Annotated in this window: 16 protein-coding genes; 9 read left to right on the top strand and 7 right to left on the bottom strand. The window is 64.6% G+C overall.

From position 1 onward, the window contains the following. Nucleotides 1-34: 34 nt before the first annotated feature. On the bottom strand, nucleotides 35-1,219 hold the full coding sequence (nifS, locus tag DVDV_RS06360; protein ID WP_075353864.1) for a cysteine desulfurase NifS: 1,185 nt from the start codon (nucleotides 1,217-1,219) through the stop codon (nucleotides 35-37). Continuing rightward, on the bottom strand, nucleotides 1,216-2,064 hold the full coding sequence (gene nifU / locus DVDV_RS06355; RefSeq protein ID WP_075353863.1) for a Fe-S cluster assembly protein NifU: 849 nt from the start codon (nucleotides 2,062-2,064) through the stop codon (nucleotides 1,216-1,218). The genes nifS and nifU overlap by 4 nt, the downstream gene beginning before the upstream one ends. Nucleotides 2,065-2,311: 247 nt before the next feature. On the opposite strand from nifU, the gene DVDV_RS06350 reads away from it, so the two are divergent. The 4 genes from DVDV_RS06350 (at nucleotide 2,312) to proC (ending at nucleotide 5,339) form a co-directional block, all read left to right on the top strand. After that, a complete protein-coding gene (locus DVDV_RS06350) occupies nucleotides 2,312-2,689 on the top strand; it encodes a CrcB family protein (protein WP_075353862.1) in 378 nt (125 codons plus the stop codon). 109 nt (nucleotides 2,690-2,798) lie between these two features. Continuing rightward, nucleotides 2,799-4,034, top strand: coding sequence for a DUF190 domain-containing protein (locus DVDV_RS06345; protein ID WP_075353861.1), 1,236 nt, complete (start codon nucleotides 2,799-2,801; stop codon nucleotides 4,032-4,034). An 83-nt stretch (nucleotides 4,035-4,117) separates the two neighbouring features. Next, the gene (gene ndk / locus DVDV_RS06340; protein ID WP_075353860.1) at nucleotides 4,118-4,534 is read left to right on the top strand and encodes a nucleoside-diphosphate kinase; all 417 of its coding nucleotides are present in this window, start codon (nucleotides 4,118-4,120) and stop codon (nucleotides 4,532-4,534) included. A gap of 4 nt (nucleotides 4,535-4,538) precedes the next feature. Then, entirely contained in the window at nucleotides 4,539-5,339 is an 801-nt protein-coding gene (gene proC, locus DVDV_RS06335; protein ID WP_075353859.1) for a pyrroline-5-carboxylate reductase, read from the top strand. 76 nt (nucleotides 5,340-5,415) lie between these two features. Here the strand turns inward: proC and DVDV_RS06330 are convergent, their stop codons facing one another. From DVDV_RS06330 to DVDV_RS06310, 5 genes are all read right to left on the bottom strand, one after another. Then, nucleotides 5,416-5,622 (bottom strand): cold shock domain-containing protein, encoded by a 207-nt coding sequence (locus DVDV_RS06330; RefSeq protein ID WP_043639350.1) that lies wholly within the window; start codon nucleotides 5,620-5,622, stop codon nucleotides 5,416-5,418. A 147-nt stretch (nucleotides 5,623-5,769) separates the two neighbouring features. Then, a complete protein-coding gene (gene cbiB / locus DVDV_RS06325) occupies nucleotides 5,770-6,705 on the bottom strand; it encodes an adenosylcobinamide-phosphate synthase CbiB (protein WP_075353858.1) in 936 nt (311 codons plus the stop codon). A gap of 434 nt (nucleotides 6,706-7,139) precedes the next feature. Then, entirely contained in the window at nucleotides 7,140-7,697 is a 558-nt protein-coding gene (locus DVDV_RS06320; RefSeq protein ID WP_075353857.1) for an epoxyqueuosine reductase QueH, read from the bottom strand. A 14-nt stretch (nucleotides 7,698-7,711) separates the two neighbouring features. After that, entirely contained in the window at nucleotides 7,712-9,175 is a 1,464-nt protein-coding gene (locus DVDV_RS06315) for an Rne/Rng family ribonuclease (RefSeq protein WP_075353895.1), read from the bottom strand. Nucleotides 9,176-9,231: 56 nt separating this feature from the next. Beyond that, nucleotides 9,232-10,134, bottom strand: a complete 903-nt coding sequence (locus tag DVDV_RS06310) for a radical SAM protein (protein ID WP_139311542.1) — start codon at nucleotides 10,132-10,134, stop codon at nucleotides 9,232-9,234. Between the two features lie 140 nt (nucleotides 10,135-10,274). Here DVDV_RS06310 and DVDV_RS06305 point away from each other — a divergent pair, with 140 nt between their 5' ends. From DVDV_RS06305 to mutM, 5 genes are all read left to right on the top strand, one after another. Further along, nucleotides 10,275-11,171, top strand: coding sequence for a tRNA (adenine-N1)-methyltransferase (locus DVDV_RS06305; protein WP_075353856.1), 897 nt, complete (start codon nucleotides 10,275-10,277; stop codon nucleotides 11,169-11,171). Between the two features lie 32 nt (nucleotides 11,172-11,203). After that, complete coding sequence (locus DVDV_RS06300) at nucleotides 11,204-12,838, top strand: ATP-binding protein (RefSeq protein WP_075353855.1); 1,635 nt, start codon at nucleotides 11,204-11,206, stop codon at nucleotides 12,836-12,838. A 72-nt stretch (nucleotides 12,839-12,910) separates the two neighbouring features. After that, complete coding sequence (locus DVDV_RS06295; RefSeq protein WP_075353854.1) at nucleotides 12,911-14,176, top strand: phenylacetate--CoA ligase family protein; 1,266 nt, start codon at nucleotides 12,911-12,913, stop codon at nucleotides 14,174-14,176. A 106-nt stretch (nucleotides 14,177-14,282) separates the two neighbouring features. Next, nucleotides 14,283-15,467 carry a ChaN family lipoprotein gene (locus tag DVDV_RS06290; RefSeq protein WP_254845281.1) on the top strand — a complete coding sequence of 395 codons (1,185 nt, stop codon included), beginning with the start codon at nucleotides 14,283-14,285 and terminating at the stop codon, nucleotides 15,465-15,467. Between the two features lie 5 nt (nucleotides 15,468-15,472). Next, nucleotides 15,473-16,318, top strand: coding sequence for a bifunctional DNA-formamidopyrimidine glycosylase/DNA-(apurinic or apyrimidinic site) lyase (gene mutM, locus DVDV_RS06285; protein ID WP_075353852.1), 846 nt, complete (start codon nucleotides 15,473-15,475; stop codon nucleotides 16,316-16,318). Nucleotides 16,319-16,362 lie beyond the last annotated feature (44 nt).

Below are 16,362 nucleotides of genomic sequence, written 5' to 3'. Positions count from 1 at the left end.
GCCCCCCCGGACCTGCTTGGCGGGCGGCGCGGCCTCAACACGTGCAAGCGGGCTTGGCAGCGTCTTCTTCGCGAAACGGCGACATGCGCCGCAGGGTTTCGATGATGCCCGGCAGTTTCTCCAGGACCAGATCCACGTCGGCCTCGGTGGTGTAGCGCGAGAGGCTGAATCGGATGGAGCCGTGGGCGTAGGTGAACGGCACGCCCATGGCCCGCAGCACGTGGGAGGGTTCGAGGCTGCCCGAGGTGCAGGCCGAGCCGGAGCTGGCGCAGATGCCGTACTGGTCGAGCATGAGCAGGATGGCTTCGCCCTCGACGAACTTGAAGGCGATGCTGGTGGTGTTGGGCAGCCGATGTTCTGTGTCGCCGTTTATCTGGGCGTGGGGCACGGCGGCCAGGATGCCGGCTTCGAGGCGGTCACGCAGGGCTCTGACCCGGGTGTTTTCCTCGGCCATGTGTTCCTTGGCCATGGTCATGGCCTTGGCCAGGGCGATGATGCCGGCGGTATTCTCGGTCCCGGCCCGGCGGCCGCGCTCCTGGTGGCCACCGATGAGAAACGGCCGGAACGGCGTGCCCTTGCGCACATAAAGGACGCCCACGCCCTTGGGGGCGTGGAGCTTGTGGCCGGAAAGCACCAGCATGTCCACGGGCAGCTTGGACAGGTCGATGGCGATCTTGCCCACGGCCTGGACGGCGTCGGTATGGAGCAGCACGCCGCGGGCCTTGCACAGGGCGGCAATCTCGGGCAGCGGGAAAATCACGCCGGTTTCGTTGTTGGCGTACATGATGGAGACGATGGCCGTATCCTTGCGGATGGCCTGCCCCAATTCGTCGAGGCTCAGGCGACCTTTCTCGTCCACGCCGAGATAGGTGACCTCGTAGTCTTTTTCCTCCAGGTGCTTGGCCAGGCTCAGGATGGCCGGATGCTCCACCCGGGTGGTGACGATATGGCGCTTGTCGGGCTGGGCGGCCAGGGCGCTTAATACGGCGGTATTGTCGCCTTCGGAGCCGCAGGAGGTAAAGATCAGCTCGTCGGGCTGGCAGCCGAGCACCCCGGCGATGGCGCTGCGGGCCTCTTTGAGCTTCGTGCCCACATGGCCGCCGAAGGTGTGCATACTCGACGGGTTGCCATAGTATTCCGACAGGAACGGCAGCATTTCGGCCACGACTTCCGGGGCCACCATGGTGGTGGCGTTGTTGTCGAGATAAACCGGCTTCATTTCCCTGCCTCCTTGACCGTGATGCCCGGCTCGACCAGTTCCTGGAGCCGCTTCTCGACGAATTCCGTCAGCGTCACGTTGCTGCTCGGGCAGCCCTTGCAGGCCCCGCGCAGGGACACGAAGACCGTCCTGCCGTCGATGTCCACCAGTTCGATATCGCCGCCGTCCTTTTTCAGATTCGGGCGGATTTCCTCTTCCATGACCTTGGTCACGAGCTTGACCCGCTCCAGATTGGTCATCGGCCGCTTCACCTGCAGTTCGACCAGGGGCTTGGCCGCGGCCTGCCCGAGTTCCTCGGCCAGGATGCCGGCCAGCTTTTCCAGGCAATCGCCGCAGCCGCCGCCGGCCTTGGTGAAATCCGTGACCTCCTCGACGGTGGTCAGCTTGTTTTCCCGGATGGCCCGGCGAATCTGGCCGTCGTAGACGCCGAAACACTTGCACACCAGCTCGCCCTCAGGCTCATGGGCCGGGGCCTTCTCGCCCAGATAGTCGGCCAAAGCCGCTTCCAGGGCTTCCTGGCCCATGACCGAGCAATGCATCTTTTCCTTGGGCAGGCCGCCCAGGTCGTCGGCGATGTCCTTGTTGGTCAGGGCCCGGGCCTCCTCGATGGTCTTGCCCTTGAGCAGTTCGGTCAAAACCGAGCTTGAGGCAATGGCCGAGGCGCAGCCGAAGGTCTGAAACCGGGCGTCCTCGATGACTCCGGCGTCATTGATCTTGAGAAAAAGTTTGAGTGCGTCGCCGCAGGCCAGCGAACCGACCTCGCCCACGGCATTGGCGTCCTCAAGACTGCCGACGTTTCTCGGATTGAGAAAATGATCCCTGACTTTATCCGTATATTCCCACATGATGACCTCCGTTTCGTCGGCTTTGGGCCGACTGGCGCAACGACAGTGTATGCCCCAGGGCGGTTTGCGAAAAGGGGCGTTGGCCGTTTTTTTCAAAGAACACCGACAAATTCATACCATAACGATGAGGTTCGGATAGTCAACCGCGGCCTTTACGCTTTTTCGACCCGGGCGTATGGATTGACCGGAAATCGCCCGGCCCGGCCCGACGCGTGATGCCTGAAGTTTTTTGCTGCGGAGGAGCCTTATGCTCGAAAAACTGGCCCTCGTCGCCCTGGCCGGAGCAGCCGGCACCCTGGCCCGCTACTGGCTCTCCGGCGTGGTCTACGAACTGGCCGGCCGGGATTTTCCCTGGGGCACGGCGGTCGTCAATATCCTCGGCTGCTTTCTGTTTGGCCTGGTATGGGAGCTTGGCGGCGAACGGATGCTCTTGCGCACCGAATCCCGCCTTGTCCTGCTTACCGGCTTCATGGGCGCGTTTACAACCTTTTCCACCTTCATTTTTGAAAGCAGCGCCTTTCTGGAAGACGGCCGCATCCTGCCGGCCCTGGCCAATGTGGGTTTTCAGACCGTGCTGGGGTTTGCCGCAATGTTCGGCGGCCTGCTGCTTGGCCGGCTGCTGTAGCTGCCGTAGGCTGGAGACAGAAACCTGGGGCGTTAGCCCCAGGCCCCCCCGGACCCCTGAGCGAGCCGGAAGCTCCCCATGGGTACGATACTGATGGAGGTATAACCCGATGTCGGAATACGTCGAAATCGAACTGGTGCGTATCTATTGCGGCGAATCCGACCGCGTGGACGGCCGGCCGGTCTATGAACTGCTGGTGGAGGAAGCGCGGCGGCACGGCGCGGCCGGAGCCACGGTGCTGCGCGGAGTGCTCGGATTCGGGGCCGGCAGCCTGGTGCATACCGCCAAAATTTTGCGCCTGTCCGAAGACCTGCCGATGGTCGTCGAAATCGCCGACCGCCCGGACCGCATCGAAGCCCTGCTGCCGCGCCTCGAAGAACTGGCCAAGGGCGGACTGATCGCCCGGCAGCCCATGACCGCCCGGTTCCATTGCCCGGTGCGGGTACGCGACGTCATGGCTTCCGATGTGGCCACCGTCGGCCCGGATGCGCCCCTGGCCGAGGTGGTGGACCTGCTGCTCACCCGAAACGTCAAGGCCGTGCCGGTGCTCGACGCCGGGCGCAAGGTCCTTGGCATCGTCACCGGCGGCGACCTGCTCACCCGCGGGGGGCTGGCGGCGCGGCTTTCGGTCTACGGCCTGCTCCCCCGGGATGCCCGGGAAGAGGCCGCAGCCCAGCTCTCCGGCCGCGTTGCCCGGGACGTCATGACTGCGCCGCCGCAAACCATCGGCGAACGGGCCAGCCTGCGCGAGGCTTCGCAGCGGATGGTGAAAAAGGGCCTCAAGCGCCTGCCCGTGGTCGACGAGGCCGGGGAACTCATCGGCATCGTCAGCCGGGCCGACATCCTGCGTTCGGCAGCCAAGGTGCCGGCCGGGACAGCCGTGGCCCTGCCGCGCTTTACCGCCGGCCTGTTGCAGCAGGCCCGCGACGTGATGTTTACCGACGTGCCCACAGCCAGCCCGGACGACCCCCTGCCCGGGGTGGTGGCCAAGCTCGTGGCCTCGCCGCTTCGCCGGGTGGTGGTCGTGGACAAGGCCGGCGCAGTCGTCGGCATCGTGCTCGACGGCGATCTCCTCACCCGGTGCGGCCCGGAGCGCAAACCCGGCCTGCTGCAGGCGCTTTTCGGTAAAAAGCAGGCTGCTGACGCCTGCCCGGCCGGCACGGTGCGCGAGGTCATGCAGCCAACCGTTCACAGCGTGCCCGAAGACGCCTCGCTCATGGACGTGTTGCAAAAAATGCTGGCCCATCACGTCAAACGGCTGGTGGTCACAGGCGAGGGCAACCGCCTGGTCGGCATGGTGGACCGGGAGGCGCTTTTGCAGGTCATCGCCGGCCGGACGGGATAGATTTGCCTTGCCGGCCGATTCGCGGTAAGCCCCGCCTCGCCGGGCTTTCGCGCCCGCAGCCAATACCATCAAGGAGCCACACCATGGAACGTACCCTTTCCATCATCAAGCCCGACGCCGTTGAGCGCAATCTGTCCGGAGCCATCCTCAAAATGATCCAGGACGCCGGCCTCAAGGTCGTGGCCATGAAGATGATCCAGCTTTCCGCCGCCGAGGCCGAAGGCTTCTACGCCGTGCACAAGGAACGCCCGTTTTTCCGCAGCCTGGTGGATTTCATGATCTCCGGCCCGGTGGTCGTGTCCATCCTCGAAGGCGACGACGCCATTGCCAAATACCGCAAGCTCATGGGCGCCACCAACCCGGCCAATGCCGAGGAAGGCACCATCCGCAAGTGCTTTGCCCTGGACATCGAGAAGAACTCGGTCCACGGCTCCGACGCCCCTGAGACGGCCGCCTTCGAGACCGCCTACTACTTCAGCACGCTTGAGATGGTGGGCTAAGGCCATGGCCGCCGTCATCGGATTTCTCGGCGCGGGGAACATGGGCGCGGCCATCATCAAGGGCCTTGCCGCTGTCCCCGACGTTTCGGCCGTGGCCTACGACGTCGATGCCGCCAAGGTCGCGGCCCTGGCCGGCGAGAAGCTGGCCAAGGCCGCAGCCACCCCCGAAGATCTGGCGGCCGCAAGCGACTATCTCGTTTTGTGCGTCAAACCCCAGTACCTCGCCGCGGCCATGGCCGAACTGGCCCCGCACCTGGGACCGGAGACGGTCATCGTGTCCATCGTGGCCGGCGTGACCATGGCGAAACTGCGGGAGCTTGCCGGCGGCAAGTGCCCGGTGGTGCGGGTCATGCCCAACACCCCGGCCCTGGTCGGTGCGGGCCAGTTCGCCCTGTGCCTGGACGACCCGGCCCTGGACGCCGGCCAGAAGGACTTCGTCGCCAGACTCTTTGCCGCCCTGGGGCGCACGTACGTGCTGGAAGAAAAATTCTTCGACGCCTTCACCGGCCTGGCCGGTTCGGGTCCGGCCTATGTGCTCCACTTCATGGAAGCGCTCATCGAATCCGGGGTGCTCATGGGCTTTGCCCGGGACAAGTCCACGGACATCGTGCTCGGCCTGTTTGAGGGCACGGCCAAGCTGGCCGTGGAAACGGGCCTGCATCCGAGCGTGTTGCGCGAGATGGTGACCTCGCCGGCCGGCACCACCATTGAGGCGCTCATGCATCTGGACCGTAAAGCCGTGCGCGCCGCCATCATTGATGCAGCCGTGGCCTCCAAGGACCGTTCCACGGCCCTTGGCGCATAATTCGACGCACAATCGTAACAAAGCCCCCGTCGGAAACATCCGGCGGGGGCTTTTCTCTTGTCAGGATCGGCCAAGGTCAGGCAGGACGCACCACATTTGTGGCTTTGGGTCCCCGCTCACCTTGAAGGATCTCAAAGGATACTTCCTCGCCCTCGCGCAGCGTGCGAAATCCTTCGCCTTCAATGGACGAGTAATGGACGAAGACGTCATCTTCGCCTTCGCGCATGATAAATCCATAACCCTTTTTGTCACTGAACCACTTCACGGTGCCTTCGAAAGCCATACGTCTGCCCTCCTGAAAAATTCGTACTTTACCAGCTACCACTCAAAACGGAATGTCGTCAACAACAAATCATTTTAGCGTCCATAGAACGAATAAAGAAGACCGATTGACTGAGGATTGAGCGAGAACCACATTCAGGCACGAGCACTATGCAAGCAGCGCGATAATGCTTCGCAAAGCAATTGTTCCCACAGCAACAATACATCCTGTGAACAATACTAACCGGCTCAACAACCCATACCGCTGTGCATCCCAGGCCCCAGACGGCGGTCCCAGACGGGGCTTTTCGACGATTACGCCGAAATACCGCGACGGGCCGCCCATGCCGCCGCCGCACAGCCAGGCGGCCGCAGCCATGGGCCAGCCGGCGTTGGGGCTGGCGCTTTTGGCGGCGTCGCGGGCAATGTCGGCCAGACGCACACCGCCTAAGCGGCCAAGCAGGCCGGCAGCCAGCCACATGGCCGCCACGGTGAGCCGGGCCGGCAACCAGGCCAGCACATCGTCGGCCCTGGCCCCGAACCAGCCGAAATCCGTGTAGCGCTCCGTTCGATAGCCCCACATGGAGTCGGCCGTGGACACGGCCTTGTAGGCCCACAGTCCGGCCGGGCCGGCCAGGGCCAGCCAGAAAAGCGGCGCGACAAAACCGTCGTTGGCGTTCTCGGCCACGGATTCGGCCAGGGCCCGCCACAGGTCCGGCCCGTCAAGTTCCGTCACGTCCCGACTGACCAGCCCGCCCACAACACTCCGGGCAGCTTCGATGTCACCAACAATCAAGAACCGTGCCGCCTTACGGCCCTCGGCCAAAAGGCCCCCCAGGGCCAGCCCGGCATAGGCAAAATACAGGGCGCACAGCGAGCCAAGGAAGGGCAGCCGGGACGCCGCCCAGACCAGACCGGCGCTGCCGGCAGCCACGGCCAGGACACAGACGGCTCCAAAGACACGAGTGCGCCGGCCCGGCCGGTCGGCCAGGGTGTCCAACCGGGCGTAGCACCAGCCAATGGCCCGCACCGGATGGGGCCAGCCGGCCGGATCGCCCAGGAGCAGGTCAAGGCCTACGGCCAAGGGCAGCAGCAGTGGATTCATGCAACATTCCAATAGTTGTGGTGGTGATGCGGCAGATGGATTCCACGATCAGGCGACGGCCCGGCCCGGGATTCCAGAAAAAATGGAAACCCCTGTCCAAGAAAACCGGGGGCGGCGTTGCGTCTCCCGTCCGCCTCTTCCCGTCGTTTCCTGCTCCGCTTTCGCAAACCGACTTGCTGCCGCGCGCAGTCAAAGCAAACGTCCCCAAGATGGGTTTCCAAAGGGTATCAGTCCCTTTGGCCGCCGGAGCAACGGTGTTCCCTGTCAAGCTCAAACACCAACGATCACGACCCTGGCCCCTTTGCGTCTTTTCTTGCGCAACTTCCGCTCGTCGACTTGACGCCGCACCCGGTCAAATCAAACCAACCCCAGGCGGGATTCCAAAGGGCTCAGCCCTTTGGCCGCCGGAGGCACTCTTTCTCTTCTCCCCGCTCTCACCCAATATCAGGCGGGCGGCGCAGTTTTTTGGCGTAGCGGTCGAGTTCGCTCAGCACGCAGCCGCAGTAGGGCTGGCGATAGATGTCCCACTCCCGGGACAGGGCAATGCCCTCATCCCAATGGACGCGGTAGTCGGCATAGGCAAAGGCTACGCCATGGCTGGCGGTGGCGTCCCGGCCCAGTGCGGTGATGGCGGCGTGGTCCTGGTATTTGCTGTACAGAAGCGACGAGGTGAAGGTGTTGCAGTCGAGTTCGCGGGCCCTGGCCGCGGTCCGGTTCAGGCGCTCGGCCCAACACGGCCGGCAGCGTCCGGCCGGGTCGGCCAGGGACCGGACCATGTGGGGCACGGGATTGTAGTCGTCGATGACCAGGGTGATCCCCAGACGCCCGGCCACTTTGGCCGCGCCGTCGCGGCGGCGCAGCCACTCGGCGGCCGGCTGGATGTTGTCGTTGGCAAAAAGCCCGACAACATCCAACCCGGCCTCGGTCAGGCGCAGGAGCGGCGCAATGGCGCACGGGCCGCAGCAGATATGAAGCAACACCCGGCTGGCCATGGCCACACTGCGGCTCAGAGCGCGAGAATATTGATCTTTTTCTTAAATTCTTCTTCCATGGCCGAAAGCCGCACCCGCTTGTTGTTGAGCATGTACAGGGCGAGCTCCTCGGACACCTTGGCCGTGACCGACTCCTGGCCGGTGTCTTTGCGCAACTGGCGATAGACGTCTTTGAGCACGGTGAGGGCCTGCCACTCGTGGTTGCGGCGCTGTCCCGAGCCGTTGCAGCAGGGGCAGGGTTCGGAGGTGATGGACAGGGCCGAGGAGCCCAGGCGCTGGCGCACGATCTCAAGCAGGCCAAAACGGGAGATGCGGCCCACATCCGTGCGCGCCCGGTCGTTTTTAAAGGCCGCGCGCAAGGTTTTTTCCACCTCGGCCACGTGCTTTCGGTCCTTCATCTCGATAAAATCGATGACCACCTGGCCGCCGATGTCGCGCAGGCGCAGTTGCCGGGCCACTTCTTCCGAGGCCTCGATATTGGTCTTGAGGGCCATCTCGCGGAAATTGGATTCGCCGCCGATCTTGCCGGAGTTGATGTCAACGGCCGTGAGCGCCTCGGCGTGGTCAAAGACCAGCACCCCGCCGCTTGGCAGGGTCACTTCCCGGCCGTAGAGTTGCTCGATCTGTTTGCGCAGATTGAAGCGGTCCCACAGCGGAATATCAATGTCGCTGTGTTGTTTGACGATGCCCGGACGGCGGGGATAGACCAGGGCCGCCATTTCGGACACGCGCTTGGCGGTTTCCGGCTCATCCACCCAGATTTCACCCACGTCGTCGGTGAGGTAGTCGCGAACGGCCCGGGACGACAGATCGAGCTCCTGGTAAATGAGGCTTGGCGTGTCGGCCGTGGTGCCGCGCTGGCGCACTTCCTTCCACAGGCGCTTTAAGTAGGACAGATCGCGCTCAAGGGACGTCTTGGACTGGGACAGGGCGGCGGTGCGCACGATCAGTCCCAGGCCCTCGTCGAGTTTGAGGCCGGAAATGACTTCCTTAAGCCGCTTGCGTTCGGCCTCGTCCTCGATCTTGCGCGACACGCCCCGCTGCTCGCGTCCAGGGGTGAGGACAAAATAACGGCCGGGCAGGGACAGATAGGTGGTTAAAAACGCGCCTTTGTGCCCGGTCGGCTCCTTGACCACCTGGACAAGCAACTCCTGGTTTTTTTTCAGCGCCTTCTGGATGGGCGGATATTTGGGCCGGCGGTCGCCGCCGGACTGCACGATCTGGTAGTACTCGGGGTGGACCTCGTCGATCTGCAAAAAGCCGTTTCGGTCCGCGCCGTAATTGATAAACGCCGCCTGCAGGGCCGGATCAATGTTATGGATCTTGCCCTTGTAGATATGGCCCCGGGTCTTGGCCTGGTGGACCATTTCCACATAATATTCGAGCAGCAGGCCGTCTTCGGCCACGGCCACCTCGACCTGTTCGCCGGGCAGCACGCTGATGAACATTTTCTGCTTGCGTTTCTTTCCTCTGCTCATTTCCATGAAACTCCCTGCCAGGACGCGTTCGTCCGGGCAAAATTTTGTTTATCCGGTCATCCGGAATAGAAAAAATCATCATCGTCGGGCTGCCGGCGAACCGAACCGGTCCGCAGGAGGCCATCAAGGGCACGGCGCACGTGCTCGACGGGAACGCCGAGTCCGGCAGCCAACCCTTGCTCAGTCTGGGGGCGACGGGCCACGGAGGCGGCGATGCGGGCCGCAAGCTCCTCCGAATGCCGACCGACCAGAGCCGTCGGCCCGTGTCCGGACGGATCGCCGGAAAGGGCCGTTGCAGCGTCGGCACTGCCGAGGCTCTCGCGAAAGCGGGCGAGAACCTCGCGCGGGACAGCCGTCGCGCCGGCATAGGCTCCGGGCCGGGACATGGTGACGACATCCACCCGCGTGGGTGCCAGTTCCCGGCAAAACCCCTGCAAAAGATCAAGATTTTCAGCCGTATCATTGATACCGGCCAAAAGCAGCACTTCCAGAAAGATCGATCCGCCGTACATGGCCCGAAAATCGAGCAGGCCCCGGCGGATGGTGTCCAGGCCGATGGCGGCATGGGGGCGGTTCAGGCGACGGTACTCGGAGGCGACCAACGTGTCCATGGAGGGCAGGACAATGTCGGCGGCAGAAAGCGCTCCCCGCACGTCCGCATCCGGCAGCAGGCTCGAATTGGTGAGCACGGCCACGGGGATGTCGGGGAAAAGTTCTTTGGTCCCGGCAATAATGTCGCCAAGGTCGGTATTGAGGCAGGGTTCGCCAAGCCCCCCGAGAGTCACGACGTCGGGCATGGCGTGGCCGGCCGCCTTCCAGGCGGCCAGTTCGTCCAGGATGCGCCTGGCCGGGACATAGGGCTTTCGGACGGTGGTCAGGGCCTCGGTGACGCCGACCTCGCAGTAGAGGCAATCGAACGTGCAGATCCGCGCGCCAAGCAGGTCCAGGCCCAACGACACGCCAAGGCGACCCGATCCGACCGGGCCGAAAACATACTGAAGAGGGTTCGTAGCGCGATCCTCCTTGCCGCGTACACACTTGACAGGCGCGTCCCGGCGTGGTCAAGGGCCTCGACCCATATACCACTGCGGGGTGACATGTGAAACAGGGCGATTTGATACTTCTGGTCTCTCCCAAGGGCAAGCGATATCTGCGGCGTTTTGACCCGGAAACCGTACTCCATACCCAGGAAGGCATGATTCGGTTCACCGATGTGGAGCGCGCCGGCAGCGGCGGCGCTGTGACCACCCACATCGGCCACGTCTTCCGCATCCTTCGCCCATCCACCTACGATCTCATCAAGGGGGTCAAGCGTTCGACCCAGATCATGTACCCCAAAGAGATCGGTTACGTCATTTTGAAATTGGGCATCGGCCCAGGAGTGCGGGTGGTGGAGTCCGGCAGCGGCTCCGGCGGCCTGACCCTGGCCCTGGCCTGGCACGTAGGCGACACGGGCCGGGTCTACACCTTTGAAAAGCGTCCGGAATTCTACACCTTGTCCGGCGAAAACCTCGACGCCGTGGGCCTTGGCCATCGCGTGTCGCGCCACAACTGCGACATTGCCGAGGGCTTTTTCCCGGAATCCGTGACCAAGGGCGATCCGCAAAGCGACCCCACCGACGCCGACGCGCTCTTTCTCGACGTGCGCACACCCTGGGACTATCTTGACCAGGCCGCAGCCGTGGTGCGTCCCGGCGCGCCGGTCGGGTTCCTGCTGCCCACCACCAACCAGATCAGCGAACTGCTCTGGGCCATGGAGAAGTCCCCCTTCGAGGACATCGAGGTGCTGGAAATCCTGGTGCGCCGCTACAAGCCCGTACCCGAGCGCCTGCGCCCCGAAGACCGCATGGTGGCCCATACCGGATTTCTCGTCTTTGCCCGCCACGGCGGCCGGGACGTGTGCCCCCCGCTGCCGCCGGCCGATTTCCCGGATTCCCTTGACGCTCCCGGACATCCGGAAGCTGACGGCCCCAATATTCCCGGACCATCCGATTGACCTGCCGGGGGGATGCGGCTAAGAGTCTTATCATGGCAAAAGATGTGCTGTGCGCCGAAACCCCCCGGTCCCTCAAGCGGCTGCTCGATCCTCTGGGCAGCCTGCTCGGGATCCCGGTCACCGTCCGCCCGTCGGCCGACAGTCCGGTCTGGCCGGACCCCGGGGCCGAGGCGCACGCCATGCTGCACCGGGAATTTCCCGAGCGCGGCCCTTGTCCCCTGCTCGAGGCGACGGATGCCTTCCCGGATGAGAGCCCCTCGCCGGCCCTGTGCCCCCTGGGCATGACCGTCCGCCGGTTCTCCCTGCCCCTTCGCGACGGCGGCCCGGGTGTGCTGACCCTGGGGCCGTATTTCACCAATCCGGCCGATCGGCAAAGCCTGTTCGGGCACAGCCCGGCAGCCGACGCCGCCTTGCACATCATTCCCTGCCTGACCCCGGAACGCCATACCATGCTCCAGGCGTTTTACCGGGAATTCGCCGCCTTTGCCGGATCGGCCGCCAAGGCCGGCGCGGCCAAGGAACTGTTTTTGGCCAACATGAGCCATGAGCTGCGCACACCCTTAAACGGCATCATGGGGATGCTGAGCCTTCTGCTGCAAGGCGAGCAGGACCAGCGCCGCCGCCAGTTCCTGGAACTGGCCATGAACGCCTCCAACCAGCTCCTTGGCGTCATAAACGCCCTGCTCGACATGACCACCATCACCGCCGGCCGCCTCACCCTGGCTGAGGAGCCCTTCGACCTGCGCACCACCCTCGCAGCGCTTTTCGCCATGTGCGGCGAGGACGCTGCCGCGCGTGGCCTTGCCTTTCATAACACCATCGACGAGGCCGTGCCGCAGTTTCTGGTTGGCGACGCCCAGCGCCTGCGCCAGGTGCTGCTCAACCTCATCCACAATGCGCTTAAATATACCGAAAAGGGTTCCATCAGCGTCACCGCATCGGTGGATCCGGCCGGTCATGCCTCCACCGACGTCGTGCCCCTTCGGTTCACCGTGCGCGACACCGGCATCGGCATCCACCCGGACCGGCAAAACGATATCTTCGAGCATTTCACCATCGGCGAACCATTTCTCAGCAAACGCTACGCCCAGGTCGGCCTGGGTCTGGCCATTTCCAAGGACATCGTGGAGAAGATGCACGGCTGTCTCCATCTGGAAAGCACCCTTGGCCGGGGCAGCGCCTTTTCTTTTACGGCCATGCTGCGCCGCCCCTCTCCCGAACTCCTGTCCGCCCTGCTCCCGGCCCTGGGCCAATCGTCGTCCGCCCGCTGCCAGGGGGCGGTCATTGTTTACGCCGAAGACGACCCGGTGGCCCAGCTCCTGGTGCGCCGCATTCTCGAAGACCGGGGATACGCCCCGGTCATCGCCGCATCCTGCGAGCAGCTCTTTGACATCCTGGGCGCCCAATCCGTGGATCTGGTGCTTATGGACATCCAGATGCCCGGCATCTGCGGCCTGGAGTCCACCCGGCGCATCCGCGACGGGTTCGTTCCCGGCCTGCCCCGGGACATCCCCATCGTGGGGCTTTCCGCCTCAGCCACCCCGGAAGACCGCCGGCTCGGCCTGGAAGCCGGCATGACCGATTATATTGCCAAGCCCGTCACCCGTTATGAACTGCTGGCCGTGGTCCAACGGACTTTGTTGGGCAGAGCGCCTCGAATCGCTTGATTTCCGCGCCGGCCCGCGCTATGAAACCTCTCTTTTTCCCACCACGGGATATCGCTCCAAAGGAGACCCGGCATGACCCGTAAGGACCGTACCGAGGGCATCTATTCCCGCCGGGAAGTGCTCGACGAATCGGAACGCCGCCAATACTATCAGATCCAGATCAAGGATCTGCTCTCGTATGCCTATCGCTATTCCGAGGATGTCAAAAAGCGCTTCGACCGTGCCCAGTTCCAGGCCTCGAAGTTCAAGACCCTCTCGGACCTCAAGCACATACCCATTCTCAAAAAGAAAGAACTCATCTTTCTGCAGTCCATGGGTCCGCGCCTGGGAGGGCTGCTCACCAAGGACATGGGCGAGTTGCGGCGGATTTTTCTGTCCCCCGGACCGATCTTCGACCCCGAGGACCGCGAGGACGATTACTGGGGCTGGACCGAAGGCTTTTACGCCTGCGGCTTCCGTTCCGGCGACCTCGTGCAGGTGACGTTTAACTATCATCTCACCCCGGCCGGCCTCATGTTCGAGGAGCCGCTTAAAAACCTGGGCTGCGCCGTGGTCCCTGCCGGTCCCGGCAACTCGGCCACCCAGCTTGAGATCATGCAGAAGCTGCGGGCCACCGGCTATGTCGGCACCCCGAGCTACCTCATGCACCTGGCCCAGAAGGGCGAGGAGATGGGGCTTAACCTGCGCAAAGACCTGTACATGGAAGTGGCCTTCGTCACCGGCGAGAAATTCTCCGAAAAGCTGCGCGCCAATCTGGAGAAGAAATTCGACATCATCATGCGCCAGGGCTACGGCACAGCGGATGTCGGCTGCATCGGCTACGAGTGCTTCCACAAGACGGGCCTGCACATCGCCAACCGGGCTTTTGTCGAAATCTGCCATCCGGACACGGGCATTCCGCTCAAGGACGGCGAAGTCGGCGAAATCGTGGTCACGGCCTTTAACAAGACCTATCCGCTGATCCGGCTGGCCACGGGCGATCTGTCCTACATCGAGCGTGCGCCCTGCCCGTGCGGACGGACCTCGCCGCGCCTGGGTTCCATTGTCGGACGCGTGGACACAACCGCCCGCATCAAGGGCATGTTCGTCTACCCGCACCAGGTCGAGCAGGTCATCACCCGGTTTGAGGAAATCAAGCGCTGGCAGATCGAAGTCACCAACCCCGGCGGCATCGACGAGATGAACCTCATCATCGAGGCCTCCAACTTCAAGCGCGAAGAAGATCTGCTCCACAAGTTCCGGGAGAAGATCAAGCTGCGCCCGGGGCTGACCGTGGTGGCTCCCGGCACCCTGCCGCCGCAGATCAAGCCCATCGAAGACAAGCGCAAGTGGGACTAGGCGAGCGCGCCCAACAGCCAACGGCATGAACGCGCCGGCCTCTTTACAAGCTGCCTTTTCGGCCCTCCGGGGCGCGGGTATCCCCCGCGCCCTGCGGGCCGTTTTTATGGCCTGTCTGCTGGCCCTGGCCGTTCTCACGGCCGGGTGCGCAGCCAGACGCGCCGGACCGCCGCCTTTTGCCCCGGAAACCCTGCTCGATGCTGCGGCCAGACCGCTCTCCCCGGCCGTCTTTGCCCGGGACATCGCCGGGGCCGACTACATCCTCCTTGGCGAGGAACATCCCAACCCCTGCGACCACCTGGCCCAGGCCGCCGTCATCCGCCGACTGGCCGCTGCCGGCGCTTTCCCGGCCATCGGCCTGGAGATGGTCCCGGCCGACCGGCAGCAGGTCCTGGACGCCTTCAATGCCGGCACCCTGTCCCTGGCCGACCTGCCAAAGGCCCTGGACTGGAAAACCACCTGGGGCTTTGATTTCGAGCTCTACGCCCCCATTTTCGAGGCCGCCCGGGACTTCCGCCTGCCCCTTTTCGCCCTAAATGTCCCCAAGGGCCTGGCCAAGAAAGTCGGCCGCGCCGGCCTTGACGCCCTGCCCCCGGCCGAGCGGACCCTCCTCCCCGGTGCCCTCCTGCCGCCCCATCCGGCCCAGGTCGAGGAACTGCGTGCCTTTTTCGTCCACCACGGCCCCATGGGCAAGCCCGTCCCCGATTCCGCGCCCCGGAAAGAAGCTGCGCCCGGCCGCGATCCCTTTGCCAGCTTCCTGACGGTCCAGTCCCTGTGGGATACGCAGATGGCGGCCCGGGCGCTGTATGCCCGCTCGCTGACCGCCCGCCCGGTGGTGATTATCGCCGGAGCCGGCCATGTGGCGGACGGCTGGGGCATTGCCCGGCGGCTGGCCGTGTACGATCCTTCGGCCCGGACCGTCACCGTTGTGCCCTGGCGCGGCGGCGAGGCCCCGGCTCCGGGCGAAGCCACGTTTTTTGCCGCCTGTCCGGCCATCCAGAAAAGCCGGCTCGGCATGACCCTCTCGCATGACCAGCCAACGCCGGGCCAGCCGGTCCCGCCGCTCTTGGTAACAGCCGTGGCCCCGGGCTCTGCCGCCGGGAAAGCCGGGCTGCTGGCCGGCGACGCCGTCACCGCGGCCGGTAAACATCCGGCCACCGATCTGGCCGTGCTGCACCAAGCCGCCATGGAAGCGGCCAAGGCCGGGGAACCGCTGACGCTCACCGTCTCCCGGGCCGGCGAAACACTGGCCATCACCATCCCGCTCGCCGCGCCGCCGGCTGGAAAATAACCGCCATGCCCGAACTTCCCGAAGTGGAAACCATTGCCCGCGCCCTGGCTCCGGGCCTGACCGGCCGCGTGGTGACCGGGGTCGACGTCCCCGACGCCAAAGTCCTGGCCGGGCCGGGGAGCCGCACAGCCTTTGCCGCCGCCGCCTTGGGGCGGGTGGTCGAATCGGTCGGCCGCCGGGCCAAGCTGCTGCTCATTGCCCTTGGACCCCGGCCCCACATTGCCGACGACTGCCCGGTCTTCCTGGCGCTGCATCTCAAAATGACCGGCCGCTTCCACATCGCCCCCTCGAACGACGCCCCCCCGGCCTATGCCCGGCTGCTCGTCCACCTCGACGACGGCAATGCCCTGGTTTTTTCCGACATGCGCCGGTTCGGCACGGCCCGGCTGGCGACCCCCGAGGCGCTGGCCGCCTGGAAATTTTACGCCTCCCTTGGCCCGGAACCCTGGGACATGACGCCCGAGGCCTTTGAGGCGGCCCTTTGCCGCAAGACCACCCGCATCAAGGCGGCCATCCTCGACCAGACCGTCATCGCCGGGGTCGGCAACATCTACGCCGACGAATCCCTCCATGCCGCCTGTATCCGGCCCGATACGCCGGCCAGCGCCCTGACCCCGGCCGCCCGCCGCAAGTTGCTCACCGCCATCCAGGCCGTCATCGCCAGGGCCATTGCCGCCGGCGGCAGCACCATCCGGGACTACCGCACCCCGGATGGCGTGGAAGGCGGCTTCCAGCACCAGTTCGCCGTCTACGGCAAGGCCGGCGAGCCCTGCCCGGGCTGCGGCAAAGCGCTTATTTCGATCAAAGTGGCCGGGCGGACATCGACGTTTTGTCCGCAGTGCCAGAAGTGAAAACGAATACGAAGAGAAAGAAAACCGGGGGGGATCATCCCCGG

Origin of the sequence: Desulfovibrio sp. DV (assembly GCF_001936595.1) — a bacterium.
Lineage (GTDB): Bacteria > Desulfobacterota > Desulfovibrionia > Desulfovibrionales > Desulfovibrionaceae > Solidesulfovibrio.
This window is presented reverse-complemented; position numbering and strand designations above follow the sequence as displayed.

Coding starts and splice junctions, on each gene's coding strand:
- nifS (WP_075353864.1), bottom strand. CDS start 1,219: ATGAAGCCGGTTTATCTCGACAACAACGCCACCACCATGGTGGCCCCG.
- nifU (WP_075353863.1), bottom strand. CDS start 2,064: ATGTGGGAATATACGGATAAAGTCAGGGATCATTTTCTCAATCCGAGA.
- DVDV_RS06350 (WP_075353862.1), top strand. CDS start 2,312: ATGCTCGAAAAACTGGCCCTCGTCGCCCTGGCCGGAGCAGCCGGCACC.
- DVDV_RS06345 (WP_075353861.1), top strand. CDS start 2,799: ATGTCGGAATACGTCGAAATCGAACTGGTGCGTATCTATTGCGGCGAA.
- ndk (WP_075353860.1), top strand. CDS start 4,118: ATGGAACGTACCCTTTCCATCATCAAGCCCGACGCCGTTGAGCGCAAT.
- proC (WP_075353859.1), top strand. CDS start 4,539: ATGGCCGCCGTCATCGGATTTCTCGGCGCGGGGAACATGGGCGCGGCC.
- DVDV_RS06330 (WP_043639350.1), bottom strand. CDS start 5,622: ATGGCTTTCGAAGGCACCGTGAAGTGGTTCAGTGACAAAAAGGGTTAT.
- cbiB (WP_075353858.1), bottom strand. CDS start 6,705: ATGAATCCACTGCTGCTGCCCTTGGCCGTAGGCCTTGACCTGCTCCTG.
- DVDV_RS06320 (WP_075353857.1), bottom strand. CDS start 7,697: ATGGCCAGCCGGGTGTTGCTTCATATCTGCTGCGGCCCGTGCGCCATT.
- DVDV_RS06315 (WP_075353895.1), bottom strand. CDS start 9,175: ATGAGCAGAGGAAAGAAACGCAAGCAGAAAATGTTCATCAGCGTGCTG.
- DVDV_RS06300 (WP_075353855.1), top strand. CDS start 11,204: ATGGCAAAAGATGTGCTGTGCGCCGAAACCCCCCGGTCCCTCAAGCGG.
- DVDV_RS06295 (WP_075353854.1), top strand. CDS start 12,911: ATGACCCGTAAGGACCGTACCGAGGGCATCTATTCCCGCCGGGAAGTG.
- DVDV_RS06290 (WP_254845281.1), top strand. CDS start 14,283: ATGGCCTGTCTGCTGGCCCTGGCCGTTCTCACGGCCGGGTGCGCAGCC.
- mutM (WP_075353852.1), top strand. CDS start 15,473: ATGCCCGAACTTCCCGAAGTGGAAACCATTGCCCGCGCCCTGGCTCCG.